Raw genomic sequence first — 20915 nt, forward strand, 5'->3', positions numbered from 1 at the left:
GGTGAGGGGCGGGTTGGGCTGCGCTTACGGTCGTTTGCCGCAAGTAACTCCGGTAGCTGGGCACGTGCGGGAACCGCAGGCGGGGCGTCGAAAAAACGTGAAGCCGTCCGGAGTCCGGACGGCTTCACAGGGGGAACTTCGACGGTCAGTGGTTGCGGGGGAAGCCCAGGTCCACGCCGCCGGGGCCGTCGGCCGGGTCCGGCCAGCGGGTCGTGACGACCTTGCCGCGGGTGTAGAAGTGCGTGCCGTCGTTGCCGTAGATGTGGTGGTCGCCGAAGAGCGAGTCCTTCCAGCCGCCGAAGCTGTGATAGCCCACGGGGACCGGGATCGGGACGTTCACGCCGACCATGCCGGCCTCGACCTCCAGCTGGAAGCGACGGGCCGCACCGCCGTCCCGGGTGAAGATCGCCGTGCCGTTGCCGAACGGGGACGCGTTGATGAGGGCCAGGCCCTCCTCGTAGGTGTCCACGCGCAGCACGGTCAGCACCGGGCCGAAGATCTCGTCCTGATAGGCCTTCGCGGTCGTGGGCACCTTGTCCAGCAGCGAGATGCCGATCCAGTGACCGTCCTCGAAGCCGTCGACGGTGAAGCCGGTGCCGTCCAGGACGACCTCCGCGCCCTCGGCCGCCGCGCCCGTCACGTACGACGCCACCTTGTCGCGGTGCACCTTCGTGATGAGCGGGCCCATCTCGGAGGTGGGGTCGTTGCCGGGGCCGATCTTGATCTTCTCGGCGCGCTCGCGGATCTTCTCCACCAGCTCGTCGCCGATCGCGCCGACGGCCACCACGGCGGAGATCGCCATGCAGCGCTCGCCCGCCGAGCCGTAGGCCGCCGAGACGGCCGCGTCCGCCGCCGCGTCCAGGTCCGCGTCCGGGAGGACCAGCATGTGGTTCTTCGCGCCGCCCAGGGCCTGGACACGCTTGTGGTTCGCGGCGGCGGTGGTGTGGATGTAGCGGGCGATCGGGGTCGAGCCGACGAACGACACGGCCTTGACGTCCGGGTGCTCCAGGAGACGGTCGACCGCCACCTTGTCGCCGTTGACGACGTTGAACACGCCGTCCGGCAGCCCGGCCTCCGCCAGCAGCTCGGCGATCTTCAGAGACGCCGACGGGTCCTTCTCCGACGGCTTCAGCACGAAGGTGTTGCCCGTCGCGATGGCGATCGGGAACATCCACATCGGGACCATCGCCGGGAAGTTGAACGGCGTGATGCCCGCGACGACGCCCAGCGGCTGCCGGATCGACGACACGTCCACGCGGCTGGCCACCTCGGTCGAAAGCTCGCCCTTCAGCTGCACGGTGATCCCGCACGCCAGGTCGACGATCTCCAGGCCACGCGCGACCTCGCCGAGCGCGTCACTGTGCACCTTGCCGTGCTCGGCGGTGATCAGCTCCGCGATCGCGTCCCGGTTCGCGTCCAGCAACGCCCGGAACTTGAACAGGATCGTGGTCCGCTTCGCCAGCGAGGACGTACCCCAGGTGGCGTAGGCGTCCTTCGCGGCGGCCACCGCGGCGTCGACCTCGTCGACGGTCGCGAAGGCGACCTTCGTGGTGACGGCGCCGGTCGCCGGGTCGGTGACCGGCCCGTACGTACCCGACGCGCCTTCGACGGTCTTGCCGCCGATCCAGTGGTTGACGATCTTCGTCATGACCGAGTGCTCCTTCACAGATGGCGGCGTCGGGTAGAGACGTGCCGTTCGTACAGCTCACGTGCCTTCACCGCGGACGGTCGCGTCGCGGTCTCGGCCACAGGTACATCCCACCAGGCCTGCGCGGGCGGCGGGCCCGACACAGTGTCGGCCGTTTCCGTCTCGACGTAGACACATGTGGGAGTGTCGGCGCGGCGCGCCTCGGCGAGGGCCTCGCGCAGTTCACGGACGGTCTTCGCGCGCAGCACGCGCATGCCGAGGCTGGCCACGTTGGCGGCCAGGTCGACGGGCAGCGGGGCCCCCGTGTAGGAACCGTCGGCAGGGGAACGGTGGCGGTACGCCGTGCCGAACCGCTCGCCGCCCACCGACTCCGACAGACCGCCGATCGAGGCGTAGCCGTGGTTCTGCACGAGCAGGAGCTTGATCGCGATCCCCTCCTGCACGGCCGTCACGATCTCCGTCGGCATCATCAGGTACGTGCCGTCGCCGACCAGCGCCCAGACGTTGCGCTCGGGAGCGGCCAGTTTCACGCCGATCGCGGCCGGGATCTCGTACCCCATGCAGGAGTAGCCGTACTCCAGGTGGTACTGGTCCCGGGAGCGGGCCCGCCACAGTTTGTGCAGGTCACCGGGGAGCGAACCGGCCGCGTTGATGATCACGTCCGACTCGTCGGCGAGGGCGTCGAGGGCGCCGAGCACCTGCTGCTGCGTCGGCCGTACGTCCGGCTCCTCGGCTTCGTAGCAGGCGTCGACGCGCTGCTCCCAGCGCTCCTTGTCCTCGGAGTACTCGGTGACGTAGGCGTCCGTGACCCGGTGGCCGTGCGTCCGGAGGGCCGCGGTCAGCTCGCCCAGGCCGCTGCGGGCGTCCGCCACGAGCGGCTGACCGGCGAGCTTGTGGCCGTCGTAGGGCGCGATGTTGAGGTTGAGGAAACGGACGCCGTCGGCCGCGAACAGGGTGTTCGAGGCGGTGGTGAAGTCCGTGTACCTGGTGCCCACGCCTATCACCAGGTCCGCCGTGCGGGCGAGTTCGTCCGCCGTCGCCGTACCGGTGTGGCCCACGCCGCCCACGTCCTGAGGGTGGTCGTAGCGCAGCGAGCCCTTGCCGGCCTGGGTGGAGGCGACCGGGATGCCGGTGGCCTCGGCGAACTCGGCGAGCGCCTCCTCGGCGCGGCTGTGGTGGACCCCGCCGCCGGCGACGATCAGCGGGCGGCGGGCGGCGCGGATCGCGCGGACCGCCTCCGCGAGCTCGGCCGGGTCGGCGCCGGGACGGCGTACGGCCCAGGTGCGCTCGGCGAAGAACTCGTCGGGCCAGTCGTAGGCCTCGGCCTGGACGTCCTGGGGCAGCGCGAGGGTGACCGCGCCCGTCTCCACCGGGTCGGTGAGGACGCGCATCGCCTGGAGGGCCGCCGGGATCAGGGCCTCGGGGCGGGTGACGCGGTCGAAGTACCTCGACACCGGGCGCAGGGTGTCGTTGACCGACACGTCGCCCGCGTAGGGGACCTCGAGCTGCTGGAGCACCGGGTCGGCGACGCGGGTCGCGAAGATGTCGCCGGGCAGCAGGAGGACCGGGAGGTGGTTGACGGTCGCCAGGGCGGCGCCGGTGACCAGGTTGGTCGCGCCGGGGCCGATCGACGTCGTCACCGCGTGGGTGGACAGGCGGTTCGACTGGCGGGCGTAGCCGACGGCCGCGTGGACCATCGACTGCTCGTTGCGGCCCTGGTGGAACGGCATGTCGTCGCCGTACTCGATCAGCGCCTGGCCGAGGCCGGCGACGTTGCCGTGGCCGAAGATGCCCCAGGTCGCGCCGATCAGCCGCTGCCGTACGCCGTCGCGCTCCGTGTACTGGGCGGCGAGGAAGCGGACGAGTGCCTGGGCGACCGTCAGCCTCGTCGTCGAGGTCTGCGCCGTCATCGGTAACCCCCTGTGCTCTCTACGTGGTCCGGGTGGAAGCAGATCCGCCACTCCCGGGTCTCGCCCGGTCCCGCCATGACGTTCAGGTAGTACATGGCGTGGCCGGGCTGGGCGATGGCCGGGCCGTGCCAGCCGTCGGGGACGAGCACGGCGTCGCCGGAGCGGACCTCCGCGAGGACGTCGGATCCGCCCTCGCGTGAAGGGGATACGCGCTGATAGCCGAAGCCGTTCGGGCCGTCGATCTCGAAGTAGTAGATCTCCTCGAGTTCGGCCTCCTCGCCCGGCCGGTGCTCGTCGTGCTTGTGCGGCGGGTACGAGGACCAGTTGCCGCCAGGGGTGATCACCTCGACGGCGATCAGCCTGTCGCAGTCGAAGGCGTCGGCGGAGGCGAAGTTGCGCACCAGACGGGCGCAGTCGCCGCTGCCACGCTCTTCGACGGGGACCTCCGGCGCGGGGCCGTAGCGGGCGGGGAGTTGTCGCTCGCACTTCGCTCCTGCCAGGGCGAAGCGGCCTCCCGCGCCGGAGGCGATCTGGACCCGGGCGTCACGGGGAACGTACGCGAAGTCGGTTACCGACGCGAAAACGCTCTCCCTGCCCAGGAGTTGGAACTCTTCACCGGCTGTTCGCACGGTACATCCGCCTGCCAGCGGAAGGACGATCCACTCACTGTCACCGGTGGTGAAGTGGTGCGTGCCGCCCGGCTCCAGCTCGACGATCCGCAGACCGCAGTATCCCCAGCCGGCTCGCTCGGGATCGATGTCGAGGGTGTAGCCGGCGCCGGTGGTGGTGCCGTGCGGGATGTACAGGTCGTGGTGCGGCTCGGTGTTCGTCATGCGGCCCTCACAGCAGTCCTACGGCGGTGTCCACGGCGGCGGCGACATCCCCGTCCGGCGGATAGAGCAGCGAACGGCCGACCACCAGGCCCCGGACGGTGGGGAGTTGGAGCGCACCGCGCCACTTCTCGTACGCCCCGTCCTGGTCCTCGCCGACCTCGCCGCCCAGCAGGACGGCGGGCAGCGTGGACGTCTGCATGACCTCGGCCATGTCGTCGGGGTTGTCGGTGACCGGGAGCTTCAGCCAGGTGTAGGCCGAGGTGCCGCCCAGTCCCGAGGCGATGGCGATCGACTTGGTGACGGCCTCGGCGGAGAGGTCGTTGCGCACCTTGCCGTCGGGGGTGCGGCGGCTGATGAACGGCTCGACGAAGAGGGGGAGCTTGCGCGCGGCCATGTCGTCGATGGCGCGGGCCGTGGACTCCAGGGTGGTGAGCGAGCCCGGGTCGTCGTAGTCGATGCGCACGAGCAGCTTGCCCGCGTCGAAGTTCAGCCGCTCGATGTCCTCGGGGCGGTGACCGGTGAAGCGGTCGTCGAGCTCGAAGACGGAGCCCTGGAGGCCGCCGCGGTTCAGCGAGCCCATGACGACCTTGCCGTCGAGGGCGCCGAGGAGGAGCAGGTCGTCCAGGATGTCGGCGGTCGCGAGGACGCCGTCCACGCCGGGCCGGGAGAGGGCCAGGCACAGACGCTCGAGCAGGCCTGCCCGGTTGGCCATGGCCAGCTTGTCGCCGCCGACGCCGAGCGCGCCACGGGCCGGGTGGTCGGCGGCGACGATCATCAGGCGGCCGGAGTCGCCCAGCAGCGGCCTGCGCGGGCGGCGGGCGGCCGCCTCGGCGATCGCCTCGGGGTGCCGCGTGCGCAGGCGGACGAGTTCGGAGATGTCGACGGTCGTCACAGGACGGCCCCCGCCTTGAGCGCGGCTTCCACTTCGTCCGGCGTCGGCATCGCGGAGGAGCACTCCAGCCGGGAGGCGACGATGGCGCCCGCGGCGTTGGCATGACGCATGATCTTCTCCAGGTCCCAGCCCGCGAGCAGACCGTGGCAGAGGGAGCCGCCGAAGGCGTCACCGGCCCCGAGGCCGTTCAGGACGTTCACCGGCAGCGGCGGGACCTCGGCGGACTCGCCCTTGCTGTTGACGGCGAGGACGCCCTTGGGGCCCTGCTTGACCACCGCGAGTTCGACGCCGGCGTCCAGCAGCGCCTGCGCCGCCGCCCGGGGCTCGCGCACTCCGGTGGCGACCTCCACCTCGTCGAGGTTGCCCACGGCGACGGTGGTGTGCTTGAGGGCCTCGACGTAGAACGGGCGGGCGGTGTCGGCCGGGTCGCCCCCGGCCGGGTCCTTCCAGAACATCGGGCGCCAGTCGAGGTCGAAGACCGTGGTGCCGGCCCTGGCCCGGTGGGCCAGGGCGGCGAGGGTCGCCGTACGGCTGGGCTCCTCGCTCAGGCCGGTGCCGGTGACCCAGAAGATGCGGGTCTCCCGAACGGCGTCGAGGTCGAGTTCGTGGGCGTCGATCTCCAGGTCCGGCGCCTTGGGCTGCCGGTAGAAGTACAGCGGGAAGTCGTCCGGCGGGAAGACCTCGCAGAAGGTGACGGGCGTCGGCAGGCCGGGCACCGGGGTGACCCAGCGGTCGTCGACGCCGAAGCCGCGCAGGGCCTCGTGCAGATAGGTGCCGAAGGGGTCGTCGCCGGTGCGGGAGATCACCGCCGTCTCCCGGCCGAGGCGGGCGGCGGCGACCGCGACGTTGGTCGCCGATCCCCCCAGGAACTTCCCGAAGGACGTGACCTGCGGCAGTGGGACGCCCGTCTGCAGCGGATAGAGGTCCACCCCTATCCGCCCCATGGTGATCAGGTCGTACGCCATCGAGTTCCCTTCATATCGGCTCGTCCCCGTGAGACCGCTCGTGGCACGTCCCCGGCACACGTCCCCGTATCGGCTCTCACGGCTTTGTAGCCCCGCGCGGCAGGCCCTGTCAATGTTTTGTCCAGACATTCGGACCAGCCCTTGACACCCCCTTCGGTGAGACAGCACGCTGACGCCCATGACGTCGTTGTCACCTCAGTCACCAGTTTCCGGTGTTTCCCGCATCCGTGTCGGCTCCGCCCCCGACAGCTGGGGCGTCTGGTTCCCGGACGATCCCGCCCAGGTCCCCTGGCAGCGCTTCCTCGACGAGGTCGCGCAGTCCGGCTACGAATGGATCGAGCTCGGCCCCTACGGGTACCTGCCGACCGATCCCGCACTCCTCACCGAGGAGACGGCCAAGCGCGGCCTGAAGGTGTCGGCGGGCACGGTCTTCACCGGTCTGCACCACGGCGAGGCCGTCTGGGAGAAGACCTGGGCGCACGTCGCGGACAACGCGGTGCTCGCCCAGGCGATGGGCGCGAAGCATCTGGTCGTCATCCCGTCCTTCTGGCGGGACGACAAGACCGGCCAGGTACTGGAGCCGGACACCCTCACCCCCGAACAGTGGCGCAACCTCACCTCGCTGACCGAGCGGCTCGGCAAGGAGGTGCGGGAGCGGTACGGCCTCCAGATCGTCGTCCACCCGCACGCCGACACCCACATCGACAGCGAGGAGAACGTGGTCCGGTTCCTGGACGGCACCGACTCCGACCTCGTGTCGCTGTGCCTGGACACCGGGCACTACGCGTACTGCGGCGGCGACAGCGTCAAGCTGATCGAGACCTACGGCGAGCGGATCGGATACCTGCACCTCAAGCAGGTCGACCCGGAGATCCTGGCGGATGTGCGGGCCAACCAGGTGCCGTTCGGGCCGGCCGTCGCGCGGGGCGTGATGTGCGAGCCGCCGACCGGGGTGCCCGCGTTGGGGCCTGTGCTGGAGGCTGCGCAGAGGCTGGATGTCGACCTGTTCGCGATCGTCGAGCAGGACATGTACCCGTGCGAGCCGGACGCTCCGCTGCCGATCGCCCAGCGGACGCGGGCGTTTCTTCGATCGTGCGGGGCGTAGTAGCCCTCCGGGGGTGCAGCGGGCCGCCCAACCAGCTGCCGGGTTCAGTGTCCGCGAGTACGGGCTGTGTGTGGCGTGTCGCGCCCACGCGGCGGAGCCGCATATGAATACAGCCCCGCGCCCCCTTAACGGCGTTGCCCCTGCCGTAGCACCATAGGCGCCCATGACTGCGAGCGTGGTGCGCACCCGGTCCGGACAAGGGCCCGGCGGATCATGGGAGTTCGCTCTCGCCGGGCCCCATCCTCGGTTGCGGCCCGGAGTGATGAGCTACCGCGGGATCCGGCTCGCCATGAACCGGCCGCGGCGACGGCTCGAGACGCCGATCGGGGCCTCGACCCTGCTGCTGGGGTTCGAGCAGCCCGTGCGGATCTCGCGGGCGGGGCGCGCTCCGGACACGCTGGTGTCCGTGTACTGCGGGCCTACGACCACGCCGGCCGTCGGGGAGCACGGCGGGCGGTTTTCGGGCATCGAGGTGCTCATGGCGCCCTGGGCCGCGTTCACCCTCTTCGGCACGCCCCAGCACGAGCTCGTCAACCGCACCGTCGACCCCGACGAGCTGCCGCACCCCCTGGGCTCGCCCCTCGGTGAACTCGCCGCCACGCTGGCCGCGTTACCCGGCTGGGCGGACCGCTTCGGGCTGCTCGACGAGGTCCTCACCCGGTGGCGAGAGGCCGGTACGCCGAATTCCGAGCGGGTGGCGCGGGCCTGGTCGCTGCTGGTGCGGACGGGCGGCGCGATACCGGTGCCCCGGCTGGCCGAGGAGGTCGGCTGGAGCGTACGGCACCTGGAGAACCGGTTCCGCGAGCAGATCGGGCTCGGCCCCAAGGCGGCGGCCCGGGTGCTGCGGCTGCAACGGGCCCGTCGGCTGCTGGCGCAGGGGCGGAGCGCGGCAGAGACCGCCGCCCTCTGCGGCTTCTACGACCAGGCTCATCTCAGCGGCGAGTTCAAGGCGATGACGGGATGCACTCCGAGGGAGTTCGCGCAGGCCAGGCGTCTTCCGGCGCAGGTGTCGCCGACGGCGGACCGGCTGAGCGGGGAGGCGACGAGCCTGGTTCTGCCGGCCCGTCCGGACGGCTGGTCCGGACCGGGTGCGTATTTTTCCAAGACCCGCCGCATTGGCTGAATACAGGCTGGGGGTCTGCCAGTTGATCCGGCGATTTCCGGCCGTTCCGGGTGCTTCGCGTGGTCCGGGCGCTTCGGTCGTTGTGATCGTTCCGGGGGGATGGCGGGGAGCGGGAACGGGTCGGGCCTGTCGCAGCGGGCCCGGCCCGGCTCCTGTCGGCGACTTCGGGGCGTTTGTCAACGCGCCCCTCCCATGGGCCCCGCACACTTCTTTGCTTCACCTGTGTCACAAATATCCCTTTTCCGTCACGTGTGTCACGTGTCCGCGGGTCTTGTGTCACACGCGGTCGACAGCCACTTCCGCACAGTCACCGACTGTCGTTCACGGGGCACAGGCTTGGTGATCGCCAGCGCAGCGCCGGGCTCCCCCCGGGCGGCCTCCCGGCCGCCGACCCCCGCGCGCGCAGGGAGGTGCAGCTCATGACCGACCGAAGGCTCTGGTCGTACAAAGAGATCGCGGCGCACATCAAGGTGCAGCCGGACACCGTACGGTCCTACCGCAAGCACGGACTGCTGCCACAGCCCGACCACGTCGAGGGCGGCAAGCCCTTCTGGTACGCCGACACCGTGCGCGCCTGGGTCGCCTCCCGGCCGGGCAACCGTGGGCGCGCTCTGGACTGACCCGGCGCCGGAAGAGAACCGGCTGTGCCCCACGGACGCGTGGGGCACAGCGCCGCGGGTGAGAACGAGGTGCGGGTGCACGAGGCGCGGGTGCACGAGGCGCTCAGGCGGTCCTGGACCGGGAGTGGGCCGCGCTCAGGCCCACGGATCGATGACCGTCACCCCCGCGCCCGGTGCGGTGCCCAGCGCGGACAGGGCGGCCGGGGTCTCGTCCAGTGTGATCGTCGACGTCACCAGCAGATCGGGACGCACCACCCCCGTCCGGACCAGCTCCAGCATCTGCGGGTAGGTGTGCGCGGCCATGCCGTGGCTGCCCAGGATCTCCAGCTCCAGGGCGATGGCGCGGGCCAGCGGGACGGGGGTCGTGCCGTCCGCCGAGGGAAGCAGGCCGACCTGGAGGTGACGGCCGCGGCGGCGCAGCCCGTTCACCGAGGCGGCGCAGGTGGCGGGGGAACCGAGCGCGTCGAGGGAGAGATGAGCCCCTCCCCCGGTCAGCTCTCGGACCGCCTCCGCCGTGTCCGGTACCTCCCGCGCGTCCACGCACTGCGCCGCGCCGAACTTCCGCGCCAGGTCCAGGGCCGTCGGGGAGACGTCCACCGCCAGCACCCGTGCCCCGCTCGCCGCCGCGATCATCACCGCCGAGAGGCCGACGCCGCCGCAGCCGTGCACCGCGACCCACTCCCCCGCCGCGACCCGGCCCTGCTGCACCACGGCCCGGAACGCCGTGGCGAACCGGCAGCCGAGCGAGGCGGCGGTGGCGTACGACAGGTCGTCGGGGATCTCGACCAGGTTCACGTCGGCGTGGTCCAGGGCCACGTACTGGGCGAAGGAGCCCCAGTGCGTGAAGCCGGGCTGGGTCTGCCGCTCGCACACCTGGTGGTCGCCGGCCGCGCAGGAGGGACAGCTGCCGCAGCCGCACACGAAGGGGACGGTGACCCGGTCGCCCGCCCGCCACCTGGTGACCCGCGCTCCGACCTCCTGTACGACACCGGCGAGTTCGTGCCCGGGCACGTGCGGCAGGGTGATGTCCGGGTCGTGGCCCATCCAGCCGTGCCAGTCGCTGCGGCACAGGCCGGTGGCCTCGACGCGCACGGTCACTCCGTGGGAAGCCGGTCGGGGGTCGGCCAGCTCACGTACCTCGGCCGGCTCCCCGTACCGCTCGAACACCACAGCCCGCATGTGCCTTCACCCTCGCCTTCGCCCGCGCGGACCCACGGTGACCCACGCAGACCCACGGACCTCTGGCCGCCGTGGATCTCCGCGAACGCTAACCGTGCGCGTCGACCTTGTCCCGCCCGGGTTCGTCCCGCCCGGGTTCGTCCGGCGTGGGTTCGTCCGGTGTGGGTTCGTCCGGCGCTGACGCGGACGCGGCGGCCGGTGCCTGCCGGGCCGGCTCCCCCTCGCTCAGGCCGAACCGCTGGTGGAACCTGCGCAGCGGTGCCGGCGCCCACCAGGTGGCTCTGCCGGTGAGGCGCATGATGGCCGGGACCAGGAGACTTCGCACCACCATCGCGTCCATCAGGACCGCCAGGGCGATGCCCAGGCCGAGCATCTTGGTGTTGGTGACGCGCGAGGTGCCGATCGCCACCATCACCACCGCCAGGATGACCGCCGCCGCCGTGATCAGGCCGCCGGTGCGCCGCAGGCCCAGAGCGACCGCTCCCTCGTGGTCGCCGGTGCGGTCGTACTCCTCCTTGATGCGGGAGAGCAGGAACACGCCGTAGTCCATCGAGAGGCCGAAGGCCACGCAGAACATCAGGACCGGGAGGGTGGTCTCTATCGATCCGGGGCTGGTGAAGCCGAGGAGGCCGGAGAGGTGGCCGTCCTGGAAGACCCAGACCACCGCGCCGAACATCGCCGTCAGGCTGAGCGCGTTGAGCAGCACCGCCTGGAGCGGTATCAGCACGCTGCCGGTCAGCAGGAAGACCAGGAGCAGGGTGACGATGACGATGAAGGCCACCGCCCAGGGCAGTTGGGCGCCGATCGCGTGCTTGGAGTCGACCAGGACGGCCGCCGTGCCGGTCACACTGGTCTCGAAGGGGGCGGCTGTGGCCCGCAGATCGCCCACCAGGTTCTGGGCCGCGTCGTCGACGGCCTCGCCCTTGGGCAGCACCGTGAAGTACGCCGAGTCGCCGTTCACCGAGGGCCCGTCCACCCGGGCCACTTCCGGCAGCGCCGCCACGCGTTCCTTGTAGGCGGCGTACTGGGCCTGGGTCGCCCTGCCCTCGGCGAGGACCTCGAGGCCACCGCCGGGACTGCCCGGGAAGCCGTCCCTGATGTGCTGCTGCACGACATGGGACTCGGCCGAGGAGGGCAGCTGGCGGTCGTCCGCCGTGCCGAACCTCACGCCGAGGAAGGGCAGTCCGAGGAGGACGAGGGCGGCCGTGGTGGCCAGGGCGAAGAAGGGGGCGCGGCGCATGACCAGCTTCGCCGTGCGGCCCCAGGCCCGGCCGCCCTCCTCGCCGGACGCCGTCGCGGGGCGGCCCCGGCGGAACAGGCGGCGCAGGTCGAGGGAGTTGACCCGGTCGCCGAGCAGGATCAGCGCCGCCGGGAGCAGGATCAGGGCGGCCGCGGCGGCCAGCAGGACCACGGCCATGCCGGCGTAGGCGAAGGAGCGCAGGAAGTACTGCGGGAAGAGGAGCATCGCCGCCAGGGACACCGCGACCGTAAGCGCCGAGAAGAGGACCGTGCGGCCGGCCGTGCGCAGGGTGGTGCCGATGGCCGTCGACGGATCCGCCCCGGCGGCGAGTTCCTCGCGGAAGCGACGGACGATGAACAGGGCGTAGTCGATGGCGAGGCCGAGGCCCAGGGCCGTGGTGAGGTTCATCGCGAAGATGGAGACGTCGGTGAACCGCGTGAGGCCGCTGAGGACGGCGTTGGTGCCGAGGATCGCGACGATGCCGATGCCGAGCGGCAGCAGGGCCGCGACCGCGCTGCCGAAGACCATCACCAGCAGCACCAGCGTGATCGGCAGGGCGATGATCTCGGCGCGCGTCAGGTCCTCCTGGATGATGGTCTGCATCTCGTGGCGCACGGCGACGCCGCCGCCGATCCTCACCTCCACCGGCCCGTGCGTGCCGCGCAGGGCGGGGGTGATGCGGTCGAGGGTCTCACCCATCGTCTTCTCGTCGCCCGTGATGCGGGCGGCTATCAGCGCCTCGTGGCCGTCCTTCGCGCGCAGGGCGGAGGCCGCTCCCGCCGCGTCGGCCTGCCAGTAGGAGCCGACGCCGACGAGGCCCTTCTCGGCGGCCAGGCTCGCGGTGAGCCGGTTCGCCTCGGCGGCCACCGCCGGGTCGTCCACGGAGGCCTCGCCCGCGTCGACCAGCAGCAGGAGATTGGGCTGGGAGCCGGGGAACTCACGCTCCAGGGCCTTGGTCGCGTACGTGGACTGCGCGGCCGGATCCTCCCAGCCGCCGCTGCCCAGCCGTTCGGCGACCCCGCTGCCGGCCAGCACCGCGAGCACGGTGAGCACCAGGGCCGCGAGCAGCGACAGCCTGGGCCGGGCGGTCACGAGGCGGGTCCAGCCTCCGGCACGGGGTGGGCTGTTGACTTCGGTCATCGTGCGGTGTCCCCTTCACCCTGCAAGCAGTCGTGAAAACCGTAGAATGGCAAACACGAGAGAGCGCTCGCATTTCTGGCTCCCAGAATGCGAGCGACCACTCGTGTTTGTCAATGATGTTCGGGAAAGCTGGGGACAACGCGTGGCCGAGAGCCAGGAGAAGGAACAGCCGCGCCGCCGCCAGGCGCGTGGTGAGCGGCGTATCGCACAGCTGCTCGAGGCCGCGGCCAGCGTCTTCTGCACGACCGGCTACACCGCCGCCAGCACCAACGCCATCGCCCGCGAGGCGGGCGTCTCACCGGGCACGCTCTACCAGTTCTTCCCGAACAAGGAAGCGATCGCGATCGAACTGGGCGACCGCCTCATGCACCAGATGCGCGACACCTTCGGCGAGGCGCTCGCGCCGGTCGACCCCGCGACCCCGCTGGAGGAGGCCGTCGGCGCGGCCGTGGACCGGTTCATCGCCTTCAACTGCGACCATCCGGTGTTCTTCGCCCTGATGCACGGCCCCGACATCCCCGGCCACATCGCAGAGGAGCACGACGCGCTGCACGCCACGCTGCTCTCCCGTATCGAGGGCCTGCTCTCCTCCCTGCTGCCGGACGCGCGGCCCGCCGATCTCGCGCGCACCGCGCACATGTGCCTGGGCCTGTACAAGGCGGGCCTGGAGCTGGTCCTCGGCCACGAGGGCGCCGAGCGCGACGCGTATGTGCAGGAGCTGAAGAACGTACTGATCCGCTATCTGGAGCCGCTGGTGGGCGACCGGCTGGGCCGCGTCCAAGCCGGCGGCGCCGGATCCGCTACGGCCCTGTAGCCCGGGTACCCGCCTACCCGACCCCCCGCCCGCCCCCCGCGCCCGCCCCCCCTGGCGGAAGCCTGCCCGAGGCATCCGCACCCCGCACCCCCGTCCGCGCGGCGGGTCATTACCTTTGATTGATACCCCCTAGGGGTATAGTGTCGGTTAACGGGAGACCTCTCGCGGCCCCGCCCGCCCCACCTGCCTCCACGAGGAGAACGACATGACCGCTCAAACCGACACCACGGGCTCCGTCACCACTGTCTACAAGGTGAGCGGCATGAGCTGCGGCCACTGCGAGGGCGCCGTCTCCGGCGAGCTCTCCGAGCTCGCCGGCGTCACCTCGGTGAAGGCCGTCGCCTCGACCGGTGAGGTCACGGTCGTCTCCACCGCCGCGCTCGACGAGGAGGCCGTGCGCGCCGCCGTCGACGAGGCGGGCTTCGAGCTGGCCGGCCAGGCCTGAGGCACCCGCACCTCGGCACCTCCCCTCGACACCCCTCCTCCACCCACCGGGCCGTGCCGACCAGCTGATACTGGTTCCGTACGGCCCGGTCCGCTTCCTGGAGCACGGACATGACCAGCACCACCACGGAAACGCCGATAACCGAACCGCCCGCGCCGACCGCCGAGGTCGAACTGCTCATCGGCGGGATGACCTGCGCCTCTTGCGCGGCCCGCGTCGAGAAGAAGCTCAACCGCATGGACGGCGTCGTCGCGACGGTCAACTACGCGACGGAGAAGGCGAAGGTCAGCTATCCGGCCGGGACCGAGGTCGCCGACCTGATCGCGACCGTGGTGAAGACCGGGTACACGGCCGAGGAACCCGCGCCCGCGCCGGAGCCGGTCCAGGAGGACACCTCCGGGGACCCCGAGCTCGCGGGTCTGCGGCACCGGCTCCTCGTCTCCGTTCTGCTCGCCGCGCCCGTCGTCCTGCTCGCGATGGTCCCCTCGCTCCAGTTCGACAACTGGCAGTGGCTCTCACTGACGCTCGCCGCGCCGGTGGTCGTCTGGGGCGGCGGCCCGCTGCACCGGGCCGCCTGGACGAACCTGCGGCACGGCGCGGCCACCATGGACACGCTGGTCTCGGTCGGCACGCTGGCCGCGCTCGGCTGGTCGCTGTGGGCGCTGTTCTTCGGCGACGCGGGCATGCCCGGCATGCGGCACCCCTTCGAGTTCACCGTCTCCCGTACGGACGGCGCCTCCACGATCTATCTGGAGGTCGCCGCCGGCGTCACCGCTTTCATCCTGCTCGGCCGCTACCTGGAGGCCCGCTCCAAGCGGCGCGCGGGGGCGGCGCTGCGGGCGCTCATGGAGCTGGGCGCGAAGGACGTGGCCGTGCTGCGGGCCGGCGGGGAGGTGCGGATCCCGGTCGACCTGCTGGCCGTCGGGGACCGGTTCGTCGTGCGGCCCGGGGAGAAGGTCGCCACCGACGGGACGGTCGTGGAGGGCACGTCCGCCGTGGACGCCTCGATGCTGACCGGCGAGTCGGTCCCGGTGGACGTCGGGCCCGGCGACGCCGTCACGGGCGCGACCGTGAACGCCGGTGGCCGGCTGGTCGTCGAGGCCGGCCGGATCGGCGCGGACACCCGGCTCGCGCGCATGGCGCAGCTGGTCGAGGCCGCGCAGACCGGCAAGGCCGAGGTGCAGCGGCTGGCCGACCGGATCTCGGGGATCTTCGTGCCGGCGGTGCTGCTGATCGCGCTCGCCACCTTCGGCGGCTGGCTCGCCGCGACGGGTGACACGGTCGCCGCGTTCACGGCGGCCGTCGCGGTCCTGATCATCGCCTGCCCGTGCGCGCTCGGGCTCGCCACGCCGACCGCGCTCATGGTCGGCACCGGGCGCGGAGCCCAGCTCGGCATCCTCATCAAGGGCCCCGAGGTCCTGGAGTCCACGCGCCGGGTCGACACCGTCGTCCTCGACAAGACCGGGACCGTCACCACCGGCCGGATGACCCTTCAAGGCGTGTACGCCGTCGACGGGACCGACGAGCGGCGGCTGCTGAGGCTCGCGGGCGCCCTGGAGCACGCCTCCGAGCACCCGGTCGCCCGGGCGGTGGCGGCGGGCGCCGAGGAGAGGGTCGGGGAACTGCCGGCGGCCGAGCGGTTCGAGAGCGTGCCCGGGCGCGGGGTGCGCGGGCGGGTGGAGGGCCGCGAGGTGGCCGTGGGGCGCCTCTTCGAGACCGTTCCGGACGAGGTGGCCCGCGCGAAGGAGGAGGCCGAGCGGGGCGGTCGTACGGCCGTCGTCGTGGGGTGGGACGGCGTGGCGCGCGGGGTGCTCGCGGTCGCGGACGCGGTCAAGGAGACGAGCGCCGAGGCGGTGCGGGAGCTGCGGGCGCTCGGACTCACCCCGGTGCTGCTGACCGGGGACAACCGGGCGGTCGCGGAGGCGGTCGCGCAAGCGGTCGGGATCGACCGGGTGATCGCCGAGGTGCTGCCCGAGGACAAGGTCGACGTCGTACGGCGCCTGCAGGACGAGGGGCGGGTCGTCGCCATGGTCGGGGACGGCGTCAACGACGCGGCCGCGCTCGCCACCGCCGACCTGGGGCTGGCGATGGGGACGGGTACGGACGCGGCGATCGAGGCGAGCGACCTGACGCTGGTGCGGGGGGATCTGCGGGTGGCCGCGGACGCCATCCGGCTGTCCCGGCGGACCCTGGCGACGATCAAGGGCAACCTGGTGTGGGCCTTCGGCTACAACGTGGCCGCGCTGCCGCTGGCCGCCGCCGGGCTGCTGAACCCGATGATCGCGGGGGCCGCGATGGCGTTCTCGTCGGTGTTCGTCGTGACGAACAGCCTGAGGCTGCGCGCCTTCAAGTAATACCGCCGAGTAGCACGTTGCCGATCAGGGAGACCCCTGGAGTCCTGCGCGAGCCTCACATAAGCTCTTCACAAGGCTCGCGCATCATCCTTACGCTTGGGCCTCGATCGCTGTATCCGGTCTCTTGCGCATCTAACGGACATATGCAAGAGACACAGATCACAGTGATGTGAACGTAACCATCGAAGGGGTTCGAAGGTCTAAGTTGACGATGTCAGGAAGCGTCTTGGGGGGCGTGACCTGACGTCTGAGGATGTCTTGGGGGACTTCCTCAGAGATGCGTTGCCGGGGCACGCACACCGGGAAGCTTTGAGCGGCCCTCCCAGCGTGCGCTGTCCCGGCAGATCGCACACAGCGGTGGTGGGACGAGTTCTGCTCGTTCTGCTCAACCGCGGGCACAACAACCGAAGATGGTTACGAACAGCGAATTCAGGCGCTGTCCTCACAACGCCCGGCCGGATCCCGTGGGGGGAATCCGCACCGGGACATGGGAAGGCGCCCTGGTCGTCGGCCCGTGGGGGGACCGGCGCCGGGGCGCCTTCCGTATGCCCTGCGCACCCGGCCGCCGGGACACGCGGCCAGCCGGACACACGATCTCCGGACACATCGCTACCGGGACCGCACACAGCACTGCCCGGGACATCGGTCCCGGGCAGTCAGGAAACGCACCGATGGCAGGGCGCCCGATCGAGCGGCGCCCCCACCGGCAGGTGGAGAACCCGACCCGGTGACAGGGCACCCTCAAACGGCGGCGCCCCCACCGGCAGGTGTCAGCGCTCCTCGACCGGGACGAAGTCGCGCTCGACCACGCCGGTGTAGATCTGGCGCGGGCGGCCGATGCGGGAGCCGGGCTCCTTGATCATCTCGTGCCACTGGGCGATCCAGCCCGGGAGGCGGCCCAGGGCGAACAGGACCGTGAACATCTCGGTCGGGAAGCCCATGGCCCGGTAGATCAGGCCGGTGTAGAAGTCGACGTTCGGGTAGAGGTTGCGCGAGACGAAGTAGTCGTCGGAGAGCGCGTGCTCCTCCAGCTTCAGCGCGATGTCCAGCAGCTCGTCGGACTTGCCGAGGGCCGAGAGGACGTCGTGCGCCGCGGCCTTGATGATCTTCGCGCGCGGGTCGAAGGACTTGTACACCCGGTGGCCGAAGCCCATCAGGCGGACGCCGTCCTCCTTGTTCTTCACCTTGCGGATGAAGGAGTCGACGTCGCCGCCGTTGGCCTGGATGCCTTCGAGCATCTCCAGCACGGACTGGTTGGCGCCGCCGTGCAGCGGGCCCCACAGGGCGGAGATGCCGGCCGAGATCGAGGCGAACATGTTCGCCTGCGAGGAGCCGACCAGGCGGACCGTGGACGTCGAGCAGTTCTGCTCGTGGTCCGCGTGCAGGATCAGCAGCTTGTCGAGGGCGGAGACGACGACCGGGTCGAGCTCGTACTCCTGCGCCGGCACCGAGAACGTCATGCGCAGGAAGTTCTCGACGTAGCCGAGGTCGTTGCGCGGGTAGACGAACGGGTGGCCGATCGACTTCTTGTAGGCGTACGCCGCGATCGTCGGAAGCTTGGCGAGCAGCCGGATCGTGGAGAGGTTGCGCTGCTTCTCGTCGAACGGGTTGTGGCTGTCCTGGTAGAACGTGGACAGCGCGGAGACCACCGACGACAGCATGGCCATCGGGTGGGCGTCGCGCGGGAAGCCGCGGTAGAAGTTCTTGACGTCCTCGTGCAGCAGCGTGTGCTGGGTGATGTCGCTTTTGAAGACGGTCAGCTCGTCGACGGTCGGCAGTTCACCGTTGATCAACAGGTAGGCGACCTCGAGGAAGGTCGACCGCTCGGCCAGCTGCTCGATCGGGTAGCCGCGGTACCGGAGGATGCCCTGTTCGCCGTCAAGGTAGGTGATGGCGGATTTATAGGCGGCCGTGTTGCCGTAGCCGCTGTCCAGGGTCACCAGACCGGTCTGGGCGCGGAGCTTCCCGATGTCGAAGCCCTTGTCGCCGACGGTGCTGTCGATCACCGGGTAGGTGTACTCGCCATCGCCGAACCGCAGTACTACAGCGTTGTTGGTGTGCTCGCTCACGTCATCCCTCACCGACGTTGTGCCTCTTCTTCGAGGTTGCCCTGACTGTCTCTACCATCCCCCATTTGGCGCACGAGAGTGCACTCGGGGTCGACCATTGGGCTCATCGGCGGCACTCAGTGCCGCCAACTAGCTCATCCTGCCGCCTGCGTCACAGTTGGGGAAGTGCTCTGTGACCTTCACGACTCATTTGATCGATCATTTTTTCCGACGGTCCTGAAATCCCTTGGGCCCGGGGTGGTCAGCGGCCCGCCAGCCGGAAGTCCAGCGCCGTGCAGCGGCGGCCCGCCGACACCGTGCGCACCGCCTGACCGATCGCCTTGCGGGAGCCGACGAGGACGACCAGCTTCTTGGCGCGCGTCACGGCCGTGTACAAGAGGTTTCGTTGAAGCATCATCCATGCTCCCGTGGTGACGGGGATCACCACGGCGGGATATTCACTTCCCTGTGAACGGTGGATGGTGACCGCGTACGCGTGGGCCAGTTCGTCCAGTTCGTCGAACTCGTACGGAACCTCCTCGTCCTCGTCGGTCAGCACCGTGAGGCGCTGGTCGACCGGATCGAGTGAGGTCACGACGCCCACGGTGCCGTTGAAAACACCGTTCTTCCCCTTGTCGTAATTGTTGCGGATCTGGGTGACCTTGTCGCCGACGCGGAAGACCCGGCCGCCGAACCGCTTCTCGGGCACGTCGGGGCGGCCGGGGGTGACGGCCTGCTGGAGCAGGCCGTTGAGGGCGCCGGCGCCGGCCGGGCCGCGGTGCATGGGCGCCAGGACCTGCACGTCCCGGCGCGGGTCCAGGCCGAACTTCGCCGGAATGCGCCGGGCGGCCACGTCCACCGTGAGGCGGCCGGCCTCCTCCGTGTCGTCCTCGACGAAGAGGAAGAAGTCCTTCATGCCGTCGGTGACCGGGTGCTGTCCGGCGTTGATCCGGTGCGCGTTGGTCACCACGCCGGACTGCTGGGCCTGGCGGAACACGCGCGTGAGGCGCACGGCGGGCACCGGGCTGCCCTCGGCCAGCAGATCGCGCAGCACCTCGCCGGCGCCGACGCTGGGCAACTGGTCGACGTCCCCCACGAAGAGCAGGTGCGCGCCGGGTGGTACGGCCTTGACCAGCTTGTTGGCGAGGAGGAGGTCCAGCATCGACGCCTCGTCGACCACCACCAGGTCCGCGTCCAGCGGGCGGTCCCGGTCGTAGGCCGCGTCGCCGCCAGGCCTGAGCTCCAGCAGACGGTGGACGGTGGAGGCCTCGGCGCCGGTCAGCTCGGCCAGCCGCTTGGCCGCGCGGCCGGTGGGGGCGGCCAGCACGACCTTGGCCTTCCTGGCGCGGGCCAGCTCCACGATCGAGCGGACGGTGAAGGACTTTCCGCAGCCGGGGCCGCCGGTGAGCACGGCGACCTTCTCGGTCAGCGCGAGCCTGACGGCCGCCTCCTGCTCGGGCGCGAGTTCGGCCTCGGTGCGGGACCTCAGCCAGGCCAGCGCCTTGTCCCAGGCCACGTCGCGGAAGGCCGGCATCCGGTCCTCGTCGGTGCGCAGCAGGCGCAACAGCTGGGCGGAGAGGGAGAGTTCGGCGCGGTGGAAGGGGACCAGATAGACGGCGGTGACCGGCTCTCCCCCGTCGGCCGCCGGGACCTTCTCCCGTACGACTCCGGGGTCCTCGCCCTCCTGTGGCGGCGCCGCGAGTTCGGCGAGGCACTCGATGACCAGGCCGGTGTCGACCTGGAGGAGCTTCACCGCGTCGGCGATCAGCCGCTCCTCGGGGAGGTAGCAGTGGCCCTGGTCGGTGGCCTGGGACAGCGCGTACTGGAGGCCCGCCTTGACCCGCTCCGGGCTGTCGTGCGGGATGCCGACGGACTGGGCGATCTTGTCGGCGGTGAGGAAGCCGATGCCCCAGACGTCCGTGGCGAGCCGGTAGGGCTGGTTCTTCACGACGGAGATGGAGGCGTCGCCGTACTTCTTGTAGATGCGGACCGCGATGGAGGTGGACACCTCGACGGTCTGGAGGAAGAGCATGACCTCCTTGATCGCTTTCTGCTCCTCCCAGGCGTCGGCGATCTTCTTCGTGCGTTTCGGGCCGAGGCCGGGGACCTCGACGAGCCGCTTCGGCTCCTCCTCGATGATCTTCAGGGTGTCCATGCCGAAGTGCTGGGTGATGCGGTCGGCGAAGACCGGGCCGATGCCCTTGACGAGGCCGGATCCGAGGTAGCGGCGGATGCCCTGGACGGTCGCGGGCAGGACGGTCGTGTAGTTCTCGACGGTGAACTGCTTGCCGTACTGCGGGTGGGAGCCCCAGCGGCCCTCCATGCGCAGCGACTCGCCGACCTGGGCGCCGAGCAGCGCGCCGACGACCGTGAGGAGGTCGCCGCCGCCTCTGCCGGTGTCGACGCGGGCGACCGTGTAGCCGTTCTCCTCGTTCGCGTACGTGATGCGCTCGAGCACGCCTTCCAGCGTGGCCGTACGCCGCTCCCCCGCCTGGGCGGCCCCCGCCTGATCGGTCATGATCCGACGTTACCGCCCGCCACCGACAGTCCTCCGGGGGCGACCGTCGGTCGTCCGCCGGGCTCCGTTCATCACGATCAG

Annotated in this window: 15 protein-coding genes; 6 read left to right on the forward strand and 9 right to left on the reverse strand. The window is 70.9% G+C overall.

Translation table 11 applies throughout. The features are described from left to right. Positions 1–145: 145 nt before the first annotated feature. The 5 genes from mmsA to iolC are packed head-to-tail and all read right to left on the reverse strand — an operon-like array spanning position 146 to position 6248. Positions 146–1648, reverse strand: a complete 1503-nt coding sequence (gene mmsA, locus ACFWBD_RS18850) for a CoA-acylating methylmalonate-semialdehyde dehydrogenase (protein WP_385667784.1) — start codon at positions 1646–1648, stop codon at positions 146–148. A gap of 14 nt (positions 1649–1662) precedes the next feature. Next, a complete protein-coding gene (iolD, locus tag ACFWBD_RS18855) occupies positions 1663–3558 on the reverse strand; it encodes a 3D-(3,5/4)-trihydroxycyclohexane-1,2-dione acylhydrolase (decyclizing) (protein ID WP_385667786.1) in 1896 nt (631 codons plus the stop codon). Continuing rightward, on the reverse strand, positions 3555–4391 hold the full coding sequence (gene iolB / locus ACFWBD_RS18860) for a 5-deoxy-glucuronate isomerase (RefSeq protein ID WP_385667788.1): 837 nt from the start codon (positions 4389–4391) through the stop codon (positions 3555–3557). The genes iolD and iolB overlap by 4 nt, the downstream gene beginning before the upstream one ends. 7 nt (positions 4392–4398) lie before the next feature. Then, entirely contained in the window at positions 4399–5283 is an 885-nt protein-coding gene (locus ACFWBD_RS18865) for a deoxyribose-phosphate aldolase (RefSeq protein ID WP_385667790.1), read from the reverse strand. Continuing rightward, positions 5280–6248, reverse strand: a complete 969-nt coding sequence (gene iolC / locus ACFWBD_RS18870) for a 5-dehydro-2-deoxygluconokinase (protein WP_385667792.1) — start codon at positions 6246–6248, stop codon at positions 5280–5282. The genes ACFWBD_RS18865 and iolC overlap by 4 nt, the downstream gene beginning before the upstream one ends. A gap of 178 nt (positions 6249–6426) precedes the next feature. Here iolC and ACFWBD_RS18875 point away from each other — a divergent pair, with 178 nt between their 5' ends. From ACFWBD_RS18875 to ACFWBD_RS18885, 3 genes are all read left to right on the forward strand, one after another. After that, complete coding sequence (locus tag ACFWBD_RS18875; RefSeq protein ID WP_385667794.1) at positions 6427–7353, forward strand: sugar phosphate isomerase/epimerase family protein; 927 nt, start codon at positions 6427–6429, stop codon at positions 7351–7353. A 289-nt stretch (positions 7354–7642) separates the two neighbouring features. Continuing rightward, on the forward strand, positions 7643–8476 hold the full coding sequence (locus ACFWBD_RS18880; protein ID WP_385667937.1) for a helix-turn-helix domain-containing protein: 834 nt from the start codon (positions 7643–7645) through the stop codon (positions 8474–8476). Between the two features lie 419 nt (positions 8477–8895). After that, positions 8896–9096: an AlpA family transcriptional regulator gene (locus ACFWBD_RS18885; RefSeq protein ID WP_020131726.1), complete on the forward strand. Its 201-nt coding sequence runs from the start codon at positions 8896–8898 to the stop codon at positions 9094–9096. 135 nt (positions 9097–9231) lie between these two features. Here the strand turns inward: ACFWBD_RS18885 and ACFWBD_RS18890 are convergent, their stop codons facing one another. Next, entirely contained in the window at positions 9232–10275 is a 1044-nt protein-coding gene (locus ACFWBD_RS18890) for a zinc-dependent alcohol dehydrogenase family protein (RefSeq protein ID WP_385667796.1), read from the reverse strand. Positions 10276–10363: 88 nt separating this feature from the next. After that, positions 10364–12655, reverse strand: coding sequence for an MMPL family transporter (locus ACFWBD_RS18895; protein ID WP_385667798.1), 2292 nt, complete (start codon positions 12653–12655; stop codon positions 10364–10366). 142 nt (positions 12656–12797) lie between these two features. On the opposite strand from ACFWBD_RS18895, the gene ACFWBD_RS18900 reads away from it, so the two are divergent. The 3 genes from ACFWBD_RS18900 to ACFWBD_RS18910 all read left to right on the forward strand — a co-directional run bounded on the left by ACFWBD_RS18900 (position 12798) and on the right by ACFWBD_RS18910 (position 16268). Further along, a complete protein-coding gene (locus ACFWBD_RS18900) occupies positions 12798–13469 on the forward strand; it encodes a TetR/AcrR family transcriptional regulator (protein WP_385667800.1) in 672 nt (223 codons plus the stop codon). A gap of 205 nt (positions 13470–13674) precedes the next feature. Continuing rightward, positions 13675–13914, forward strand: a complete 240-nt coding sequence (locus ACFWBD_RS18905) for a heavy-metal-associated domain-containing protein (protein ID WP_385667802.1) — start codon at positions 13675–13677, stop codon at positions 13912–13914. Between the two features lie 110 nt (positions 13915–14024). Further along, on the forward strand, positions 14025–16268 hold the full coding sequence (locus ACFWBD_RS18910) for a heavy metal translocating P-type ATPase (RefSeq protein WP_385667804.1): 2244 nt from the start codon (positions 14025–14027) through the stop codon (positions 16266–16268). Between the two features lie 770 nt (positions 16269–17038). Here the strand turns inward: ACFWBD_RS18910 and ACFWBD_RS18915 are convergent. Then, positions 17039–18337 (reverse strand): citrate synthase, encoded by a 1299-nt coding sequence (locus ACFWBD_RS18915; RefSeq protein ID WP_385667806.1) that lies wholly within the window; start codon positions 18335–18337, stop codon positions 17039–17041. Positions 18338–18578: 241 nt separating this feature from the next. Next, positions 18579–20834 carry an ATP-dependent RecD-like DNA helicase gene (locus tag ACFWBD_RS18920; protein ID WP_385667808.1) on the reverse strand — a complete coding sequence of 752 codons (2256 nt, stop codon included), beginning with the start codon at positions 20832–20834 and terminating at the stop codon, positions 18579–18581. Positions 20835–20915: the final 81 nt, after the last annotated feature.

Origin of the sequence: Streptomyces sp. NPDC060002 (assembly GCF_042737245.1) — a bacterium.
In the GTDB taxonomy this organism is placed as follows: domain Bacteria; phylum Actinomycetota; class Actinomycetes; order Streptomycetales; family Streptomycetaceae; genus Streptomyces.